This window comes from Mesorhizobium sp. M0145, assembly GCF_040322355.1.
Classification (GTDB): domain Bacteria; phylum Pseudomonadota; class Alphaproteobacteria; order Rhizobiales; family Rhizobiaceae; genus Mesorhizobium.
Genome location: NZ_JAMYTK010000015.1, coordinates 43,130 through 60,188, shown reverse-complemented (window position 1 = coordinate 60,188; position 17,059 = coordinate 43,130). Strand labels below are relative to the sequence as shown.

The 17,059-nt window shown below is 62.4% G+C and carries 13 protein-coding genes; 4 read left to right on the top strand and 9 right to left on the bottom strand.

Annotated features, from left to right (window positions below):
* The first annotated feature begins 71 nt into the window (after positions 1-71).
* Positions 72-968, top strand: coding sequence for a DMT family transporter (locus tag NKJ28_RS20955; RefSeq protein WP_352636847.1), 897 nt, complete (start codon positions 72-74; stop codon positions 966-968).
* Here NKJ28_RS20955 and NKJ28_RS20950 read toward each other — a convergent pair.
* Complete coding sequence (locus tag NKJ28_RS20950) at positions 956-2,176, bottom strand: AI-2E family transporter (protein WP_352621043.1); 1,221 nt, start codon at positions 2,174-2,176, stop codon at positions 956-958. The genes NKJ28_RS20955 and NKJ28_RS20950 overlap by 13 nt on opposite strands.
* Before the next feature lie 248 nt (positions 2,177-2,424).
* A complete protein-coding gene (gene parC / locus NKJ28_RS20945; RefSeq protein WP_352636846.1) occupies positions 2,425-4,677 on the bottom strand; it encodes a DNA topoisomerase IV subunit A in 2,253 nt (750 codons plus the stop codon).
* Positions 4,678-5,048: 371 nt separating this feature from the next.
* Between parC and NKJ28_RS20940 the strand changes: the two genes are divergently transcribed.
* The gene (locus NKJ28_RS20940) at positions 5,049-6,242 is read left to right on the top strand and encodes an aq_1923 C-terminal domain (protein ID WP_352636845.1); all 1,194 of its coding nucleotides are present in this window, start codon (positions 5,049-5,051) and stop codon (positions 6,240-6,242) included.
* Between the two features lie 80 nt (positions 6,243-6,322).
* On the opposite strand, the gene aspS is transcribed toward NKJ28_RS20940, so the two are convergent.
* The 4 genes from aspS to NKJ28_RS20920 form a co-directional block, all read right to left on the bottom strand.
* On the bottom strand, positions 6,323-8,113 hold the full coding sequence (gene aspS / locus NKJ28_RS20935) for an aspartate--tRNA ligase (protein ID WP_352636890.1): 1,791 nt from the start codon (positions 8,111-8,113) through the stop codon (positions 6,323-6,325).
* 214 nt (positions 8,114-8,327) lie between these two features.
* A complete protein-coding gene (locus NKJ28_RS20930; protein ID WP_352458566.1) occupies positions 8,328-9,152 on the bottom strand; it encodes a carbohydrate ABC transporter permease in 825 nt (274 codons plus the stop codon).
* A 19-nt stretch (positions 9,153-9,171) separates the two neighbouring features.
* Positions 9,172-10,044, bottom strand: a complete 873-nt coding sequence (locus tag NKJ28_RS20925) for a carbohydrate ABC transporter permease (protein ID WP_352449432.1) — start codon at positions 10,042-10,044, stop codon at positions 9,172-9,174.
* A gap of 68 nt (positions 10,045-10,112) precedes the next feature.
* Complete coding sequence (locus NKJ28_RS20920; RefSeq protein ID WP_352458565.1) at positions 10,113-11,381, bottom strand: ABC transporter substrate-binding protein; 1,269 nt, start codon at positions 11,379-11,381, stop codon at positions 10,113-10,115.
* A 391-nt stretch (positions 11,382-11,772) separates the two neighbouring features.
* On the opposite strand from NKJ28_RS20920, the gene NKJ28_RS20915 reads away from it, so the two are divergent.
* Together NKJ28_RS20915 and rnd are read left to right on the top strand one after the other, a co-directional pair.
* Positions 11,773-13,020, top strand: a complete 1,248-nt coding sequence (locus NKJ28_RS20915; RefSeq protein WP_023674455.1) for an MFS transporter — start codon at positions 11,773-11,775, stop codon at positions 13,018-13,020.
* A 73-nt stretch (positions 13,021-13,093) separates the two neighbouring features.
* Positions 13,094-14,245 carry a ribonuclease D gene (gene rnd, locus NKJ28_RS20910; RefSeq protein WP_023674454.1) on the top strand — a complete coding sequence of 384 codons (1,152 nt, stop codon included), beginning with the start codon at positions 13,094-13,096 and terminating at the stop codon, positions 14,243-14,245.
* A gap of 12 nt (positions 14,246-14,257) precedes the next feature.
* Here rnd and NKJ28_RS20905 read toward each other — a convergent pair whose 3' ends face one another.
* The 3 genes from NKJ28_RS20905 to guaB are packed head-to-tail and all read right to left on the bottom strand — an operon-like array spanning position 14,258 to position 16,779.
* Positions 14,258-14,677 carry an MAPEG family protein gene (locus tag NKJ28_RS20905; protein ID WP_352571486.1) on the bottom strand — a complete coding sequence of 140 codons (420 nt, stop codon included), beginning with the start codon at positions 14,675-14,677 and terminating at the stop codon, positions 14,258-14,260.
* 28 nt (positions 14,678-14,705) lie between these two features.
* Complete coding sequence (locus NKJ28_RS20900) at positions 14,706-15,245, bottom strand: hypothetical protein (RefSeq protein WP_352636889.1); 540 nt, start codon at positions 15,243-15,245, stop codon at positions 14,706-14,708.
* A 31-nt stretch (positions 15,246-15,276) separates the two neighbouring features.
* Entirely contained in the window at positions 15,277-16,779 is a 1,503-nt protein-coding gene (gene guaB, locus NKJ28_RS20895; protein ID WP_352458563.1) for an IMP dehydrogenase, read from the bottom strand.
* Between the last annotated feature and the right edge of the window lie 280 nt (positions 16,780-17,059).

Below are 17,059 nucleotides of genomic sequence, written 5' to 3'. Positions count from 1 at the left end.
GCTTCCGGCCGATCGGCTGGAAAACCGGGCGGGTCAATTTTGCGCCTCCAAGCCTACGCGAGAATTGCCGCATGTCTTCCCACAACGACCACCAGAGAGGCCTTCTGATCACCGCCATCGGCGGGCTGACGCTGACCGTCGACATTCCGCTGATCCGGCTCGCCGACGGCGAGGCGTGGACGATCCTGCTGTTGCGCACCGGCACGACCTTCGTCGCCACGCTTATCATCTGGGCCGCCTGGCGCTCGCTGAGCGCAAAGGCACCGCAGCTTGTGCCGGGCTGGTCAGGGCTCATCGTTGCCGGCCTCTACGGGCTCGGCTCGATCGCCTTCATCACCGGTGTCTACAATACCTCGACAGCCAATCTCGTTTTCATCCTGGCGTTCACAACCATGTTCGCGGGCCTTTTGTCATGGCTGTTCCTGAAGGAGAGGCCACGGCCCCTGACGCTTGCAGCGCTGGCACTGATGATCGTCGGCGTGACGATCATTGTCGGCGATTCCGTTGGAACCGGACATCTCTTCGGCGACCTGATGGCGCTATGCTCGGCTTTCATGATCGCCGCGGCCATCACCATCTCGCGCGCCAGCGGCAAGGATATGGGCTTCACCGCGCTGATCGGAGTCGTCCTGCCGCTGGCCGTCGCCACCCTGATGGTTTCCAAGGTGGGTTTTCACGTCAACGCGCCATGGTGGATCGTCTTCAACGGTGCCGTCATCATGCCGATCTCGTTCTTCTGCCTCGCCAACGGCCCGAAATACATCTCCGGGCCGGAGGTGGCGATGTTCTACCTGCTTGAAACCGTACTGGCGCCGGTCTGGGTGTGGATGATCTTCGCCGAAACACCGTCGCGCAACAGCCTGATCGGCGGCGCGATCCTCATCATGACCTTGATCGGCCATTCGCTCTGGCAGTTGCACGAGGGGCGCAAGCGCCGCGCCACGTTCGCCGTCAGTCACCCGGCCTGATTCTTTTTCGCGGCGGCGCGTCCGGCGACAATTTCGATCTGCGGCGGTGCGTCATCGTGCTCCGCCGGTTCGGCGGCAGCGAGCTCATCGGTCAGTTCCACTTCGCGCAGCCATTCGCGCCAGATTGCGACCAGCAGGGCCATCAGCACCGGGCCAATGAACAGGCCGAGAAAGCCCATTGTCTTGACGCCGCCAATCAGGCCGAAAAAGGTTGGCAGGAAGGGCAGCTTTATCGGCCCGCCGACCAGCTTCGGGCGCAATGTCTTGTCGACGATGAAGAGTTCGACCGCGCCCCAGATGAACAGCGCCAGCCCCGCCATCGGCGAGCCGCTGGCGGCGAGATAGATCGACACCAGCGTGAAGGACAGCGGTGCGCCGCCGGGGATCAGCGCCATGATGCCGGTCAGCGCGCCGAGCGTCACCGGCGACGGCACGCCGGCCAACCAGTAAGCGATACCCAGCACCAGCCCTTCGCCGATGGCGATAACGGTCATGCCGGTCACCGTCGAGGAGATTGTCGCAGGCACCACGCGTGAGATCCGTTCCCATCTGGCCGGCAGGATGCGTTCGCCGAGGCGATCGACCTGTCCGGCGAAATGCTCGCCGTCGCGATAGGCGAAGAACAGCGCGATCATCATGAATAGCAGCGTCAGCAAAAGGCCGAAGGCGCTGCCGCCGGCGGCAAGCACGCCGCGATAGATGCTGCCGATATTGGCGCCACTGATCAGCTGGATCAGTTCGCCGATACCGCCGGGGTGGCCAACGTTGACCGTCCATTGTTCATTGAGCCATTCGCCCACCACGGGCATGGTGGCGATCCAGTGCGGCGTCGGCGCACCGTAGCGGTTGGTCTCGATCGCCCAGTTGACCCACTCGCGCACCTCATTGATGGCGTAGGTGCCGGCAAGCGCGATCGGCACCACCAGGAAGGTCAGGATGAACAAGATCGCAAGCGTCGCAGCGATGGTGCGGTTGCCGCCGACGCCGGCGAGCAGCCGCCGATAGAGCGGCCAGCTGGCGAAGGCGATAACCAGGGCGGCAAGAACCGGGAACAGGAAGCCGTGGAAAAAATATACGCCGGCGGCGACGATCAGCACCAGGAGCCAGCGCGCCGCCGACAGCGGCGGAATGACAGCGGCCCTGAGCGGCGTCGACAGGCCAAACAGACGCTGTTGACGCTCCGGCTTCTGGATCCTGACTTCCTTCAAGCGGCTACCTCTCCCTGGCCCATCGTATCGCTTATGCCCTGATATAGTGCAGCAATCGTGACGACATTCCAAATGTTTGGGTGGAGCTGCTAATCTCCCCCCTTGAGGGGGAATGTCGCCGAAGGCGACAGAGGGGGTCGGGACGTCCTGACGCGACCTTACCACGAACAAAGGAGGCTGGCGCTTCATGCGCGGGGGCCCCCTCTGGCCTGCCGGTAATCTCCCCCTCAAGGGGGGAGATTACCGCTTCACCCGAACTTGCCAGTCCTCGGGAAACCCTTCGGCACCATGCGGCCGGCCGAGGCGCGGGCGCCCATCCATTCGGCAAGCTCGTCACGCGATTTGGTGAAGGTGCGGTCTGCCGAATCCTGCCAGGACAGGCCGCTTGCGAGCGTGAAGGTCTTGAGGTCGAGGACACCGCCATCCTTGTATTTCTGCAGGCGCACGCCCTTGCCGCGTCCCATCTCCGGGATCTCGGCCAGCGGGAACACCAGCATCTTGCGGTTCTCGCCGACAATGGCGAGATGGTCGCCGGCGACGCTCACGCAGCGCTGGGCCTCGTCGGGCGCCTTGACGTTCATCACCTGCTTGCCCTTGCGGGTGTTGGCGACGACTTCTTCTTCCGGCACGATGAAACCGTTGCCGTCATGCGACACCAGCAGCAGCTTGCGCTTGGGATCATGGACGAAGGCGGTGACGATATCCTGGTCGTTGTCCATGTCGACGATGATGCGGATCGGCTCGCCATGGCCACGCCCACCCGGCAGCCGGTCGGCGCCGATCGTGTAGAACTTGCCGCCGGTGGTGAAGACCAGCACCTTGTCGGTCGTCTGGGCGTGGAAGGCGAGCTTGAGGCTGTCGCCTTCCTTGAAGGTCAGGGCCGAATGGTCGGTCAGATGACCTTTCATGGCCCTCAGCCAGCCCTTTTCCGAAACGACCACGGTGACCGGCTCGCGCTCGATCATGGCGTGGGCGATATCGGTCAGGTCATGCTCGGGTGCGTCGGCGAACTCGGTGCGGCGCTTGCCGATCTCGGTGTCGGGCCCGTATTTCTGGCGAACGTTGGCGACTTCCCACTTGATCGTCGCCCACTGCTTGGCGTCGGACGCAAGCAGTGCCTCGATCTGCTTCTTCTCGCCGGTCAGGCCATTGAATTCCTCGCGGATTTCGAATTCCTCGAGCTTGCGCAGCGCCCTCAGCCGCATGTTGAGGATGGCTTCAGCCTGGGTGTCGGTCAGTGACCAGCGCGCCATCATCACCTGCTTGGGCTCGTCCTCCTCGCGGATGATCCTGATCACCTCGTCGATGTTGAGGTAGGCGATCAAATAGCCGGCGAGGATCTCCAGCCGCCTTTCGATCTCGCCGAGGCGGTGCTTGGAGCGGCGGATCAGGACGTCGCGGCGGTGCTCCAGCCATTCCTTGAGCACACCTTTCAGCGACAGCACGTTCGGCACCTTGCCGCGCGACAACACGTTCATGTTGAGCGGAAAGCGGCTTTCGAGCTCGGTCAGCTTGAACAGCGATTCCATCATGATGCCGGGATCGACCGAGCGGCTCTTCGGCACCAGCACGACGCGGATGTCCTCGGCGCTCTCGTCGCGGATATCCTCGAGCAGCGGCAGCTTGCGCGCCATCAAGAGCTCGGCGATCTTTTCGATCAGCCTGGCCTTCTGGACGCCGTAAGGGATTTCGGTGACGACTATGTTCCAGGTGCCCCTGCCCTGGTCCTCCTGGCTCCACTTCGCCCTGACGCGGAAACCACCGCGACCCGTTTCGTAGGCTTCGAGGATCGAGGCACGGCTGTCGACGATGATGCCGCCGGTCGGGAAATCCGGACCTTGCACGAAGTCCATCAGCTTGGTGACGGGCGCATCCGGATGATCGATCAGGTGAAGCGCGGCATCGCAAAGCTCGGCCGCATTGTGCGGCGGGATCGAGGTCGCCATGCCGACGGCGATGCCGGACGAGCCGTTGGCGAGCAGGTTCGGGAAGGCGCCGGGCAGCACGGCCGGCTCCTCGTCTTCCTCGTTGTAGGTCGGGCGGAAATCGACGGCGTCCTCGGTGATGCCTTCCAGCAGCAGCGTCGACACTTCGGTCATGCGCGCTTCGGTGTAGCGCATGGCGGCGGCGTTATCGCCGTCGATATTGCCGAAATTGCCCTGCCCGTCGACCAGCGGGTAGCGCATCGAAAAATCCTGCGCCAACCGCACCAACGCGTCGTAGATCGACTGGTCGCCATGCGGATGGAATTTGCCCATCACCTCGCCGACAATGCGGGCGCATTTGGCAAAGCCCTGGTCGGGGTTAAGCCGCAACAGGCGCATGGCATGCATGATGCGACGATGCACCGGCTTCAGCCCGTCGCGCACGTCTGGCAGTGCCCGGTGCATGATGGTCGACAGCGCGTAGGCGAGATAGCGCTCTTCCAGCGCCTTCTTCAGATCGACCGGTTCAATATTGTCGCCGCCGCCACTCTCGGGCGGCAAAAGCCTTTTTCCCATGGGCTGGCACTAGCCGAGCGGGTGATTCGCGGCAAGAGGCACCGGTATGCATCCCCCTAAAGCGAGTCGCATTCGACCGGCCCCATGCGACGCTTTAGGTCCTTGTTTTGACACATGCCGTTATCGCAAAACCCGCTGCACACTTTTGCGCGACATCCATTATGCAACAGGAATTGGAAGCGTCACGACGCCGGCCAACATCAACCCGTTACATCCTGCTTCTATCGCAAGCCTGATGGATCGGGTTTGCCTTTGGCCGCGATTTTCGACCATTGTGCCGAGGCCCGCCTTTTTCCGGTCCAGTTCGTCACCGAATGGTGGCGACGCGACGATTTGGAAAGAATTTCAGGACACTCTCAGGGGAGCTCTCGATGACGATCAGACACTCGACACTTATTAAGAGACTGGCTTTTTCGACCTTTTTGCTGACGCTGCCGCTGAATGCGGCGTTCGCGCAGGATACCGCGGTCGCCGACCGGCTGAAGGCTGCCCTCGCCGCGCAGGGTGTCGACCTCTCCTGGACCGGAGTAACCGGCGACACCTCCAGCATGGTTCTGCAAGGCGTAGCGGTCAAACCGGCGGCCGAAAAGGAGGCGCTCAAGATCGGCGACGTCAAGCTCGAAGGTGTGACCGAAGCCAATGGCGGCTATCAAATCGCGACCGTATCGACGTCGCCGTTCGAACACAGCGAAGATGGCGTGACGCTCAATCTCAGCCCCTTCGTCATCCACGACATGACGGTTCCGGCCGAAGGCGCAACCGGTCCGCTGGGCTCGCTGATGATGTACAAATCGGCCGAGCTCGACAACATGACAGTCAAAGTGGCTGACAAAACTGCTTTCTCGATGGACGGGCTTGCCATCGCAATCACGCCGCCGGCCGACGGCAAGGCCATGGCGTTTTCCGGCACTACGGAAAAATTCGCTGCCGACCTGACCCTGGTCGAAGATCCGAAGTCCAAGGAAGTCATCAACGCGCTCGGCTACCAGAACATAACAGGCAATCTTGAGATGGAAGGCACCTGGCAGCCTACCGACGGCAGGATGGATTTGTCGAAATACGAAATATCGGTCGACAATGCCGGCACGCTCGGCATGACCTTCGATCTCGGCGGCTACACGCTGGACGTCATCAAATCACTGCAGGACATGCAGAAGAAGATGGCAGCGCAGCCCGAAGGCGCGGACAATTCGGCGCAAGGCATGGCCATGCTCGGGCTGCTGCAGCAGCTGTCGTTCAACAGCGCCTCGATCCGCTTCGACGACGATTCGCTGACCAAAAAGGTGCTCGATTATGCCGGCAAGCAGCAAGGCATGTCCGGCAAGGACATCGCCAACCAGGCCAAGGCGATCGTGCCCTTCGGCATGGCGCAGCTCAACAATCCGGAACTGACCGCGCAGGTTTCGGCCGCGGTCAACAAATTCCTCGACGACCCGCAAAGCATCGAGGTCTCGGCCGAGCCGCCGGCAGCGGTGCCGTTCGCGCTGATCATGGCGGGCGCCATGTCCAACCCGCTCGACCTGCCGAAAACGCTTGGCGTGACGGTTACAGCAAACGAAGACTGATCGAGACAGGCTTCAAGCAAAAAGCCCGGCAGCGATGCCGGGCTTTTTTATGAATCAACAGCACCGGTTCGGAGCGTTTTCTAAACCTCTTTCTTCGTCGCCACCACGTGCAGCGACAATTCGCGAAGCTGCTGCGGGCTGGCTTCCGACGGCGCGTTCATCAACAGGTCGTAGGCCTGCTGGTTCATCGGGAACATGGTCACTTCGCGCAGGTTCCTGGCGCCGACCAGAAGCATGACGACACGGTCGATGCCGGCCGCCATGCCGCCATGCGGCGGCGCGCCATACTGGAAAGCACGGTAAAGGCCACCGAAGCGCTCCTCGACGGTTGCGCGGTCCAGCCCGACGGTTTCGAACGCCTTGACCATGGTTTCGGGCAGATGGTTGCGGATGCCGCCTGAGGCGATCTCGAAGCCATTGCAGACCATGTCGTACTGGAACGCCTTGATGCCGAGCAGATCCTCGCCGTTAAGCGCATCGATGCCACCTTGCGGCATCGAGAAGGGATTGTGCGCGAAGTCGATCTTCTTCTCGTCCTCGTTCCATTCGAAGAACGGGAAGTCGACGATCCAGCACAATTCGAAGCGATCACGGTCGACAAGGTTGAGCTCCTCGCCGGCGCGGGTGCGCGCCGCTCCCGCGAAGGAGACGAACTTCTTCGGATCGCCGGCGACGAAGAAGGCGGCATCGCCATCGGCAAGGCCGAGTTGTTGTCGGATCGCGTCGGTGCGCTCCTCGCCGATGTTCTTGGCCAGCGGCCCGGCGCCTTCGAGCTTCTCGCCCTCCTTGCGCCAGAAGATGTAGCCGAGGCCGGGCTGGCCCTCGCCTTGCGCCCATGAGTTCATGCGGTCGCAGAAGGCGCGCGACCCGCCGGTCTTGGCCGGAATGGCCCAGACCTCGGCCTTCGGATCGTTGGCAAGGATGTTGGCAAATACCTTGAAGCCAGAGTCGCGAAAATGATCCGAGACGGCCTGCATCTCGATCGGGTTGCGCAGGTCCGGCTTGTCGGTGCCGTATTTGCGCATGGCGACATCATAGGCGATGCGCGGAAACTTCTCCGTCACCGGCTTGCCGGCGGCAAAGGTCTCGAACACCCCCCGCATCACCGGCTCCATGGTGGTGAACACATCCTCCTGCTCGACGAAGCTCATCTCCACGTCGAGCTGGTAGAATTCACCCGGCAGACGGTCGGCGCGCGGGTCCTCGTCGCGGAAGCAGGGCGCAATCTGGAAGTAGCGGTCGAAGCCGGACACCATGATCAGCTGCTTATATATCTGCGGTGCCTGCGGCAGCGCGTAGAAAGTGCCGGGGTGGATGCGCGACGGCACCAGGAAGTCGCGCGCCCCTTCCGGCGACGAGGCGGTCAGGATCGGCGTCGAGAATTCGGTGAAGCCCACGTCGCCCATCAGCTTGCGCATCTCGGCGATGATTTTCGTCCGCGCGACGATGTTCTTGTGCAGCGTGTCGCGGCGCAGGTCGAGAAAGCGGTATTTGAGGCGGATGTCCTCCGGATAATCCGGCTCGCCGAAGACCGGCAGCGGCAATTCCTTGGCCGCCGACAGCACCTCGATCTCGCGGGCGAAGATTTCGATCTCGCCGGTCGGCAAATTGGGATTCACGGTGTCGGCGAGGCGCGCCTTGACCTCGCCGTCGACGCGGACGACCCATTCGCCGCGCAGGGTCTCGGCGATCTTGAAGGCCGGCGAATCCGGGTCGGCAACGATCTGGGTCAGGCCGTAATGGTCGCGCAAATCGATGAACAGCAGGCCGCCATGGTCGCGCACGCGATGCACCCAACCCGACAGGCGAACGGCGAAGCCGACGTCGCTTTTCCTCAACTGGGCACAGGTGTGGCTGCGGTAACGATGCATTGTCATTCTTAAAGTCCGGATGTTGGGTTGCGGCCGAGGCATGATGGCCCAGCCTGAAAATTTGCGCGAAAAGCACATGAGAGGGTGCATTTGTCAAGGCAAGCGGCAGCCGGGTCGAGTTCGCGTTCTTCCCGCCCCTATCCCACCGGCATCAATTTGTGCTCGAGGCGTCAATCTGAGTTCGCTGCTCTGTGCCGGCAGTTCAACTATGCACTCACCCCTTGACCCCGCCCGCGGTGAGGCCGGAGATGATCTTGCGCTGGAAGATCAGGACAAGGATGACGAGCGGCACGGTGACGATCACAGATGCGGCCATGATGTTGCCCCACGGGATCTCGAATTGAGAGCTGCCGGAGAGCAGGGCGATGGCGACCGGCACGGTTCGCTGCTCGTTGCTGGAGGTAAACGTCAGGGCAAACAGGAACTCGTTCCAAGCACCGATGAAGGCGAGTAGCCCGGTGGTCGCCAGCGCCGGCCACATCAGCGGCAGGAAGACGCGGCTGATGATGATCCAGGGCGTGGCGCCATCGAGGATCGCCGCTTCCTCCAGTTCGATCGGCAGGTCGCGAACGAAGGCGGTGAGCACCCAGACGGTGAACGGCAAGGTGAAGATCATGTAGGACAAGATCAGCGCGAACGGCGAATTGTAGAGGCCGAAGGTGCGGATCAGCTCGAAAAGACCGGCAAGCACCGCCAATTGCGGGAACATCGAAACGGACAGGATAGTGAGGAGCAGAGCCGAGCGGCCGCGGAAGCGGATGCGCGCCAGCGCATAGGCAGCGGTGACGCCCAGGAACAGCGAAATGACGACAACGGCGCTCGAAATGAATAGCGAGTTCACGAGGTTGCGCAGGAAGGTCCCCTCGGTGAAAACGGTCTTGTAATTGCTGAAGGTAATCGTCTTCGGCCAATAATCGATCTGGAAGAGCGCCGTCCCGGATTTCAGGCTGGTGATGATGGCGTAGTAGAACGGGAACACCGCGACGACGACGATAACGGCGACGAGGAGATAGAAAGCCGTGCGCTTGACGATCCACATGGTCAGTAGTCCCCCATGATCAATAGTCCTTGTCCAGTCTTATCCGGCCGAGCCAAAGAACGAGCATGGTCAGCAGAGCGAGGATAAGGAAGAGAAGCGTCGAGGCGGCGGAACCGGAAGCGAACTTGTCGAACTCAAACAGGCTCTCGCGGGCAAACACCGACATCGACTTGGTGTGTATGTTGTTTGGCGTAAGCACGTAGATCAGGTCGAAGATGCGCAGGGCATCGAGACCGCGAAAGATCATGGCCACCATCAACGCCGGTCGGATGAGCGGCAAGGTGATCTTCCAGAAAATTCTCCACGCGCCGACGCCGTCGAGCTTGGCGACCTCGTAGATTTCTTGTGGAAGCATCTGGAGGCCGGCGAGAATGAGAAGCGCCATGAAGGGGGTCGCCTTCCAGATGTCGACAACAAGGACGGCGACCATCGCCGTGTCGGCGCTGGCCGTCCAGGCGATCTTGGTGCTGATCAGGCCGAGCTTGAGCAGGACGTCGTTGATGATGCCGAACTGGTCGTTGAGCATCCACTGCCACATTTTAGCCGAGACGATCGTCGGGATGGCCCAAGGGATGAGAATCGCGGCGCGTACGATGCCGCGGCCGCGAAACTTGGCGTTGAGCACCAGCGCGACGATCATGCCGAGCACCGTCTCGCAGGTCACCGAAATCACAGCGAAGCGCACCGTGTTCCAGACGGCGCGCCACCAGACCGGATCGGCGAGCAGCCCGTCATAGACGACGCGGCCGCTCGGCATTTGCAGGACGGAGAAATAGTTGGCGAAGCCAACCCAGCGGCGGGCTTCGAGGTCGGCGAGCGAGGCATCGGTGAAGCCGAAATAGATCGTGCGCATCAACGGCCAGCCGGCAACGGCGGCGAGCACGATGAGCATCGGAGCAAGCAGCAGCCATGCCGAGCGCACACGCTGACGCGCCAGCAGCGAGCCTGAGCGCGGCGAGGTCACCAGGCGGTGCCCTTGAGCCTGGTCAAGGAGAACTCCAGATCGGCAAGGTTGTCGGCGGCCGTGCCCTCGCCGGACATGGTGTTGTGGACGGCGGTCCAGAACTCGCTCGATGCCTCATTGTACCTGGTCTTGGCCTGGGCCGAGGGACGCGGCACCGCGTTGAGGACGACTTCCTTCCAGCGCGGAATGACCGGCTGCGCGCCGGCGATGTCGGCATCGTCATAGAGTGCCTGGATGGTCGGCAGATATGCCCCCTTCAAGGCGCGGTACTTCTGCATCTGAGGCGAGGCGATCCATTTGACCAGCTCGATCGCTGCATCCGGGTTCTTCGAATATTTGGAAACCGCGAGATTCCAGCCGCCAAGCGTTGCTGCCGGGCGCGCGCCCTCACCCGACCCCGGCGGCAGCGTGGTCACCTTGAACTTGCCTTTGATGGGGGAGCTTTCGCTGTTGCCAAGCGCGTAGGCGTAGGGCCAGTTGCGCATGAAGACGGCGTTGCCGGTCTGCCAGACGCCTCGCGACTCTTCTTCCTGGTAGGCCAGAACGCCGGGCGGCGAGATGGTTCCCACCCAGCTCCTCGCCATTTCCAGCGCCGCAGCTGCTTGCGGATTGTTGATGGAGATCGTGCCGTCCGGCTCGATAATCTGGCCGCCGCCGTTCGACTTCACCCATTCGAGTGCATCGCAGGTCAGCCCCTCATAGGCGTTGCCCTGGAAAACGAAACCCCACATGTCCTTGTTGCCGGCCGCGCGCTCCTTGTCCATGACAAGCTTGGCGGTATCGGCAAGTTCAGCCCAGCTGGCCGGGACCCTGGCGCCGTATTTGTCGAGGAGATCCTTGCGGTAGTAGAGCGCCGGAGCGTCGGTGAATATCGGCAAGGCGACGAGCTTGCCGTCCACGGTCTGCGATTTGATGATCGATGGGAAATGGGCGCCAACGACATCCTTGGTCGCTTCGGTCAGGTCGATGAACTGCCTTGCAAGCTGGGGGGCCCAGATGATGTCCGTTTGATAGACGTCGACGTCGCTGCTTCCGGCGGCAAGCCAGAGCCGGTATTGGCCAAACTGGTCCGTCGCCGAGGGAGGCAGCGGAACGACGCTAACCTTGTTGCCGGTCTTCTTCTCGTATTGATCGAGGATCTCGCGAAGGATTCTCTGGCCGTTGCCGGTATCTCCGGACACCATGGCGAGGTCGACAGCCCGCGCCGGCCCGGCCGCCAGAACTGCGGCCACGGCAAATGCCGCAAATGCGGAATGAAATTTCATGATGGCGGACCTCCCTTTGGAGCTTCAGGCCGGGCAGCAGAAACGACGTCGATGCCTGACACCGTCTCCGCACACCGGCAGCTCACAAGACGCGTATTCGCCCACCAGCACTGAACTACAAAGATACGCCTTGGTTCCCAACACGGAGGGTCCGGCGCCACGCGGTAGCGCAATTTCCCCCTCGGCAATGCACCTAAAGCGTGTCGCGTTCGATCGGCCTCATGCGACGCGCTTTAGGTTCTTGTTTTTATGCATGTCGTTATCGCAAAACCGCTGCACACTTTTGCGCGACATGCATTAAGGCCCCCGGCTGGCCCCAACGCCACCGGGAATTGCCGCTGGCAATGGCGAAGGCGATGGTTCAAGAAGGATCAACGACAGGCTTTCCTTCATGTCCTCCATCCGCCCGCTGATCCCCCTCCTGATCGCCGCCGGCATCCTGCTCGGCGGCAACGGCCTGCAGAGCACGTTGATTGCGCTGCGTGGTGCGCAGGAAGGTTTTCCCGCTTCCTCGATCGGCCTGATGGGCACGTTCTATTTCGCCGGCTTCCTGCTCGGCTGCCTTGCCGTGACCCGCATCATGAAATCCGTCGGCCATGTGCGCGCCTTTTCGGCACTCGCGGCGATCGCCTCGGCGGGAACGCTGCTTCTGGTGCTGGTCATCGATCCGGTGATGTGGTGCGCCGTGCGCTTTGCCGGCGGGTTCTGCTTTGCCGGCCTGTTCACCATCATGGAAGCCTGGCTGAATTCCGGCGTCACCAACACCGACCGGGCGCGGGTGCTTGCCATCTACCGGATGGTCGACATCGGCTCGGTGACGGGCGCCCAGTTCCTGATCCCGATCTTTGGCGCCGGCGGCTTTGCCATCTTCGCCATCATGTCGATGATGATCACCGTTTCGCTGGTGCCGGTTTCGCTCGGCGACCGCTCCAATCCGACGCCGCCGGAAGACGTCAAGCTCGATTTGGCGCGCGTCTGGCGGATCTCGCCGCTCGGCTGCTTCGGCTGTATCGCCGTCGGCGTCACAAACAGCGCCTTCCGCACCCTGTCGCCGGTCTACGCCGAGCAGATCGGCATGTCGGTCGCCGACGTCGTCACCTTCGTCAGCGTCGGCATTTTCGGCGGCGCCATCATCCAATACCCGCTTGGCTATCTCTCCGACCGCTGGGACCGGCGCTCGGTGCTGCTGATGACCACGTGCTGTGCGATGGTGGCGGCACTGGCGCTGGCATTCGTGGCAGGCGGCAGCCCGTTTCTCAACTTCCTGCTCGTCTTCATCTTCGGCTGCTTCGCCATGCCGCTTTATTCGTTGTCAGCGGCGCATTCCAACGACCGCGCCGACAAGGGCGAGTTCGTGCTGATCAACGCTGCCTTGATGCTGTTTTATTCCTTCGGCGCCATCGGCGGGCCGTTCGCAGCCTCGACGGTGATGCAATTTTTCGGGCCGAGCGCGCTGTTCGTGTTCAGCGCCACCGTCTATGCGATCTTCGTGGCCGTCATCCTTTACCGGATGCAGGCGCGCTCCGCCGTGCCGGCCACCCATCGCAGCCGTTTTACGGCGCTGTTGCGCACTTCGACGGTTTTTGCCCGGTTGGCGAAGCGGAATGCCGATCCCGATGAACCCGCAAAGCCTGGATAGAGGTGCTTGCGCTTGACGAAAGCGCGCGCGGCTGAAATTGAAAGAGACCCTATCCCTTGCCAAAAGCGATTTGATGCACGTCATCACCACCCAGAAAGAACTCGAGACCGCTATTGCCGCTTTCGAAAAGGCGGAATTCGTCACCGTCGATACCGAATTCATTCGCGAAACGACCTTCTGGCCGATCCTGTGCCTGATCCAGATGGCAGCGCCCGGGGTGACCGCGCTGATCGATCCGCTGTCGCCCGACATCGACCTGAAACCGTTCTTCAGGCTGATGGCCAACGAGGCGATCGTCAAAGTCTTCCATGCGGCGCGCCAGGACATCGAAATCATCGTGCATCTCGGCGATCTGGTGCCGCATCCGGTGTTCGACACCCAGGTCGCGGCAATGGTCTGCGGCTTCGGCGACAGCGTCTCCTACGACCAGCTGGTGCAGCGCATCACCGGAGCGCGGCTCGACAAGTCCTCGCGCTTCACCGATTGGCGCCACCGTCCGCTGTCCGAAAAGCAGCTCGACTACGCGCTCGCCGACGTCACCCACCTGATCGAGGTCTACAAGCATCTCAGCGCCGAGCTGGTGCGGGAAAACCGCGCCCACTGGCTGAACGAGGAGATGGACGTGCTGACCTCGCGCGAGACCTACGATCCGCATCCCGAGGATGCCTGGAAGCGGCTCAAGATGCGGCTGCGCAAGCCGCAGGAACTGGCGATCGTGCAGGCGGTGGCCGCCTGGCGCGAACGCGAAGCGCGCGAGCGCGACGTGCCGCGCGGCCGGGTGCTCAAGGACGATGCGATCTACGAAGTGGCGCAGCAGGCGCCGCGCGACGCTGCGGCGCTGAGCAAGCTGCGTACCACGCCGAAGGGCTGGGAGCGCTCGTCGACGGCGACGGCACTGCTTGGCGCGGTAAACGCTGCCCTTGCCCTGCCCAGGGAAGAGATGCCGAAGCTGCCGAAGAGCTTCCAGCCGCCGGAGGGGTCAAGCGCCGCGGCGGAGTTGCTGAAGGTGCTGCTGCGGATCGTTGCCGAAAAGGAGGGCGTCGCATCCAAGGTACTCGCCTCCAGTGACGACATCGACCGCATCGCTGCCGAGGGCGAGGAAGCCGACGTGCCGGCATTGCAAGGCTGGCGGCGCGCCGTCTTCGGCGAGGCCGCGCTCAAGCTGGTGCGCGGTGAACTCGCCATCAGGTTCGACAAGCGCAAGATCGCTGTATTCGATTTGTAGCCTTGAGCTTGCTCAGATCAAGCCGAGCAGATGCAGCGCTAGCCATATCCAGCCAAGTGCAAGAACTACCGCGCCCAGGTAGAATGCCCTGCTGCGCAGGATTAGCCGATTCCTGGTCAAGTGGACCGACGCGTGAAGATAGCGGGAGACGACAAAGATCCACATCAGAGCCAAGGTCAGATAATTGACGCCATTGGTCACGTGCAGCGTCAAGCATAAGACGTAGAAAAGCACCTGCAGTTCGAACTGGTTGCTCAGATTGTCGGCGACGGTGATACTGGACCCAGGCTCCGTCGAGCGCGTCTTGAACTGGCCGGTCTTGGCTTCGCCCGACCTGACCGCACCATAGCGGCGCCGGCCCATTACGATATAGACGATATAGACCAACAGCACCTGCGCCAGGATCGGCCAGAAGATCGCGGTCTGGTTCAAGACGCCCCCTATCGTTGTCACCCAACCTTCAAGGCCGTTTCTGAGCCATCAGAGTGAAAGCCGCAATGACAGTCACTGGTATCGCCAGTAGGGCGAATTTGGTGACGATCAGCGCCGAGGCGAAAGATAGTGAATCCGGATTGGCCGACAGAAAATCGGACAAAAGACGAGCCACGGCGATATTCTGGGCATAGTCGGTAAGCAGGTAGGGCAGCACCAGCACAACCGCGAATATCGACTGGGTTTGCGCAGGCAGTGCACGGAAATTCTTCAGCCGCCGGCCCGTGGCCAGGATCAGGCTGACCATCGTCAGCGATAGCAGCGCCGGAAAAAGCAGGTCGAAGGTCAGGTAATGCCAGACGAGAATAATTTCGCTGCCGCGCCGGCCGAGGGCTATTAGCCAGGCCATGCCCTCATCCGGGGTGAAACCGGTATAGCGCATGTCGAGCGACGGCAGACCGCCGCTCAATCGGCGAAAATAGAGGAACTCCATCGCCGTCATGATGATGAAAACCGCCACGGTGGCGGTACAGAGTGCGGCCGCGTGGCGCGACAGCCGCAGGATCATTGCCGCCAGATTGCGCCAAAGCGCATGGCGATCAGGCTCCGCCAGGATAATTCGGGCTTTCGCGGGTAATCGTGACGTCATGGGCGTGGCTTTCACGAAGTCCGGCATTGGATATCCGCACAAAAGTGGCGCGCTCGCGGAAATCGGCAAGGTCGCGGCCACCGACATAACCCATAGCGGCTTTCAGGCCGCCTGCAAGCTGGTGCAGCACGCCAGACACAGGTCCTTTGTACGGCACCTGCCCTTCGATGCCTTCCGGGACCAGTTTCAGCGTGTCGCGCACCTCGGCCTGGAAATAACGATCGGCGGAGCCGCGCGCCATCGCGCCGACCGAGCCCATGCCGCGATAGGCTTTGAAGGAGCGGCCCTGGTGCAGATAGACCTCGCCCGGGCTCTCGTCCGTGCCGGCCAGCAGCGAGCCGATCATCGCCGCGCTGGCGCCGGCGGCCAGTGCCTTGGCGAGATCGCCCGAATATTTGATGCCGCCATCGGCAATGACCGAAACGCCGGATTTCTGCGCCGTCTCGACCGCCGACATGATCGCCGAGAGCTGCGGCACGCCGACGCCGGCGACGATGCGGGTGGTGCAGATGGAGCCTGGTCCGATGCCGACCTTGACCGCGTCGGCGCCCGCATCGATCAGCGCCAAGGTGCCTTCCGCGGTGGCGACGTTGCCGGCCAGGATGCGAACCGAGTTGGACAGCTTCTTGGCCCGCGTCACCGCGTCCAGGACGCGCTGCGAATGACCGTGCGCGGTGTCGATCACCAGAAGGTCGACGCCGGCGTCGATGAGGCGCTCAGCCCGCTCGAAGCCGTCATCGCCGACGCTGGTGGCGGCAGCGGCGCGCAAGCGTCCCTGCGCATCCTTGGTGGCGTGCGGGTTGAGCTGCGACTTCTCGATGTCCTTGACCGTGATCAGCCCGACGCAATTGCCGTCCCGATCGACCACAACAAGCTTCTCGATGCGGTGCTGGTGGAGCAGCCGCTTGGCCTCGTCCTGATCGACGTTCTCCTTGACCGTGATCAGGTTCTCGCGGGTCATCAGCTCATAGACCTTTTGCGCCGGGTCGGAGGCGAAGCGGACGTCGCGATTGGTCAGGATGCCGACGAGCCGGCCGACCGTGTGGCCGCCGGTGCCGCCGTTCTCGACCACCGGGATGCCCGAGATGCTGTAGGTGCGCATCAGACCCAGCGCATCGGCAAGCGTCGCCTCGGGACCGATGGTGACAGGGTTGACCACCATGCCGGACTCGAATTTCTTCACCTGCCGCACCTGCTCGGCCTGTTCGGCCGGCGAGAAATTGCGGTGGATGACGCCAATGCCGCCGGCCTGGGCCATGGCGATGGCGAGCCGCGCCTCTGTGACCGTGTCCATGGCGGCAGACAGGATCGGCACGTTGAGGTCGATGTCACCGGCGATGCGGGTGCGGATGTCGGTCTCGCCGGGCATGACCTCGGAATGACCCGGCTGCAGCAGCACGTCGTCAAAGGTCAGCGCCAATGCGCCGGTGGACGTCTCGATGATTTTTGCCATGGCCAGCCCTCGGAATGCAGGAAAGGCGCTCGCCCTGATGGACAGCGCCGACTCATCTTCTTCCCTTTCAGGATTGGCGCTGGCTCGTAACACGTCCCGTGGCCGTTGAAAAGCCGATGGTTGTGTAGTGGCGAAGCTGTATTTTTGCCCTAGGGGCCGCGGCACTTGCGGTCGCACAAACGTGACAGCAAATTAATGCGACATCCGGGTCAAGCCATGATAACCGCCCTACCTGTCGGTTTGGCCCCCAGGGCCGGCAAGCAATCGCGACGCACATTTC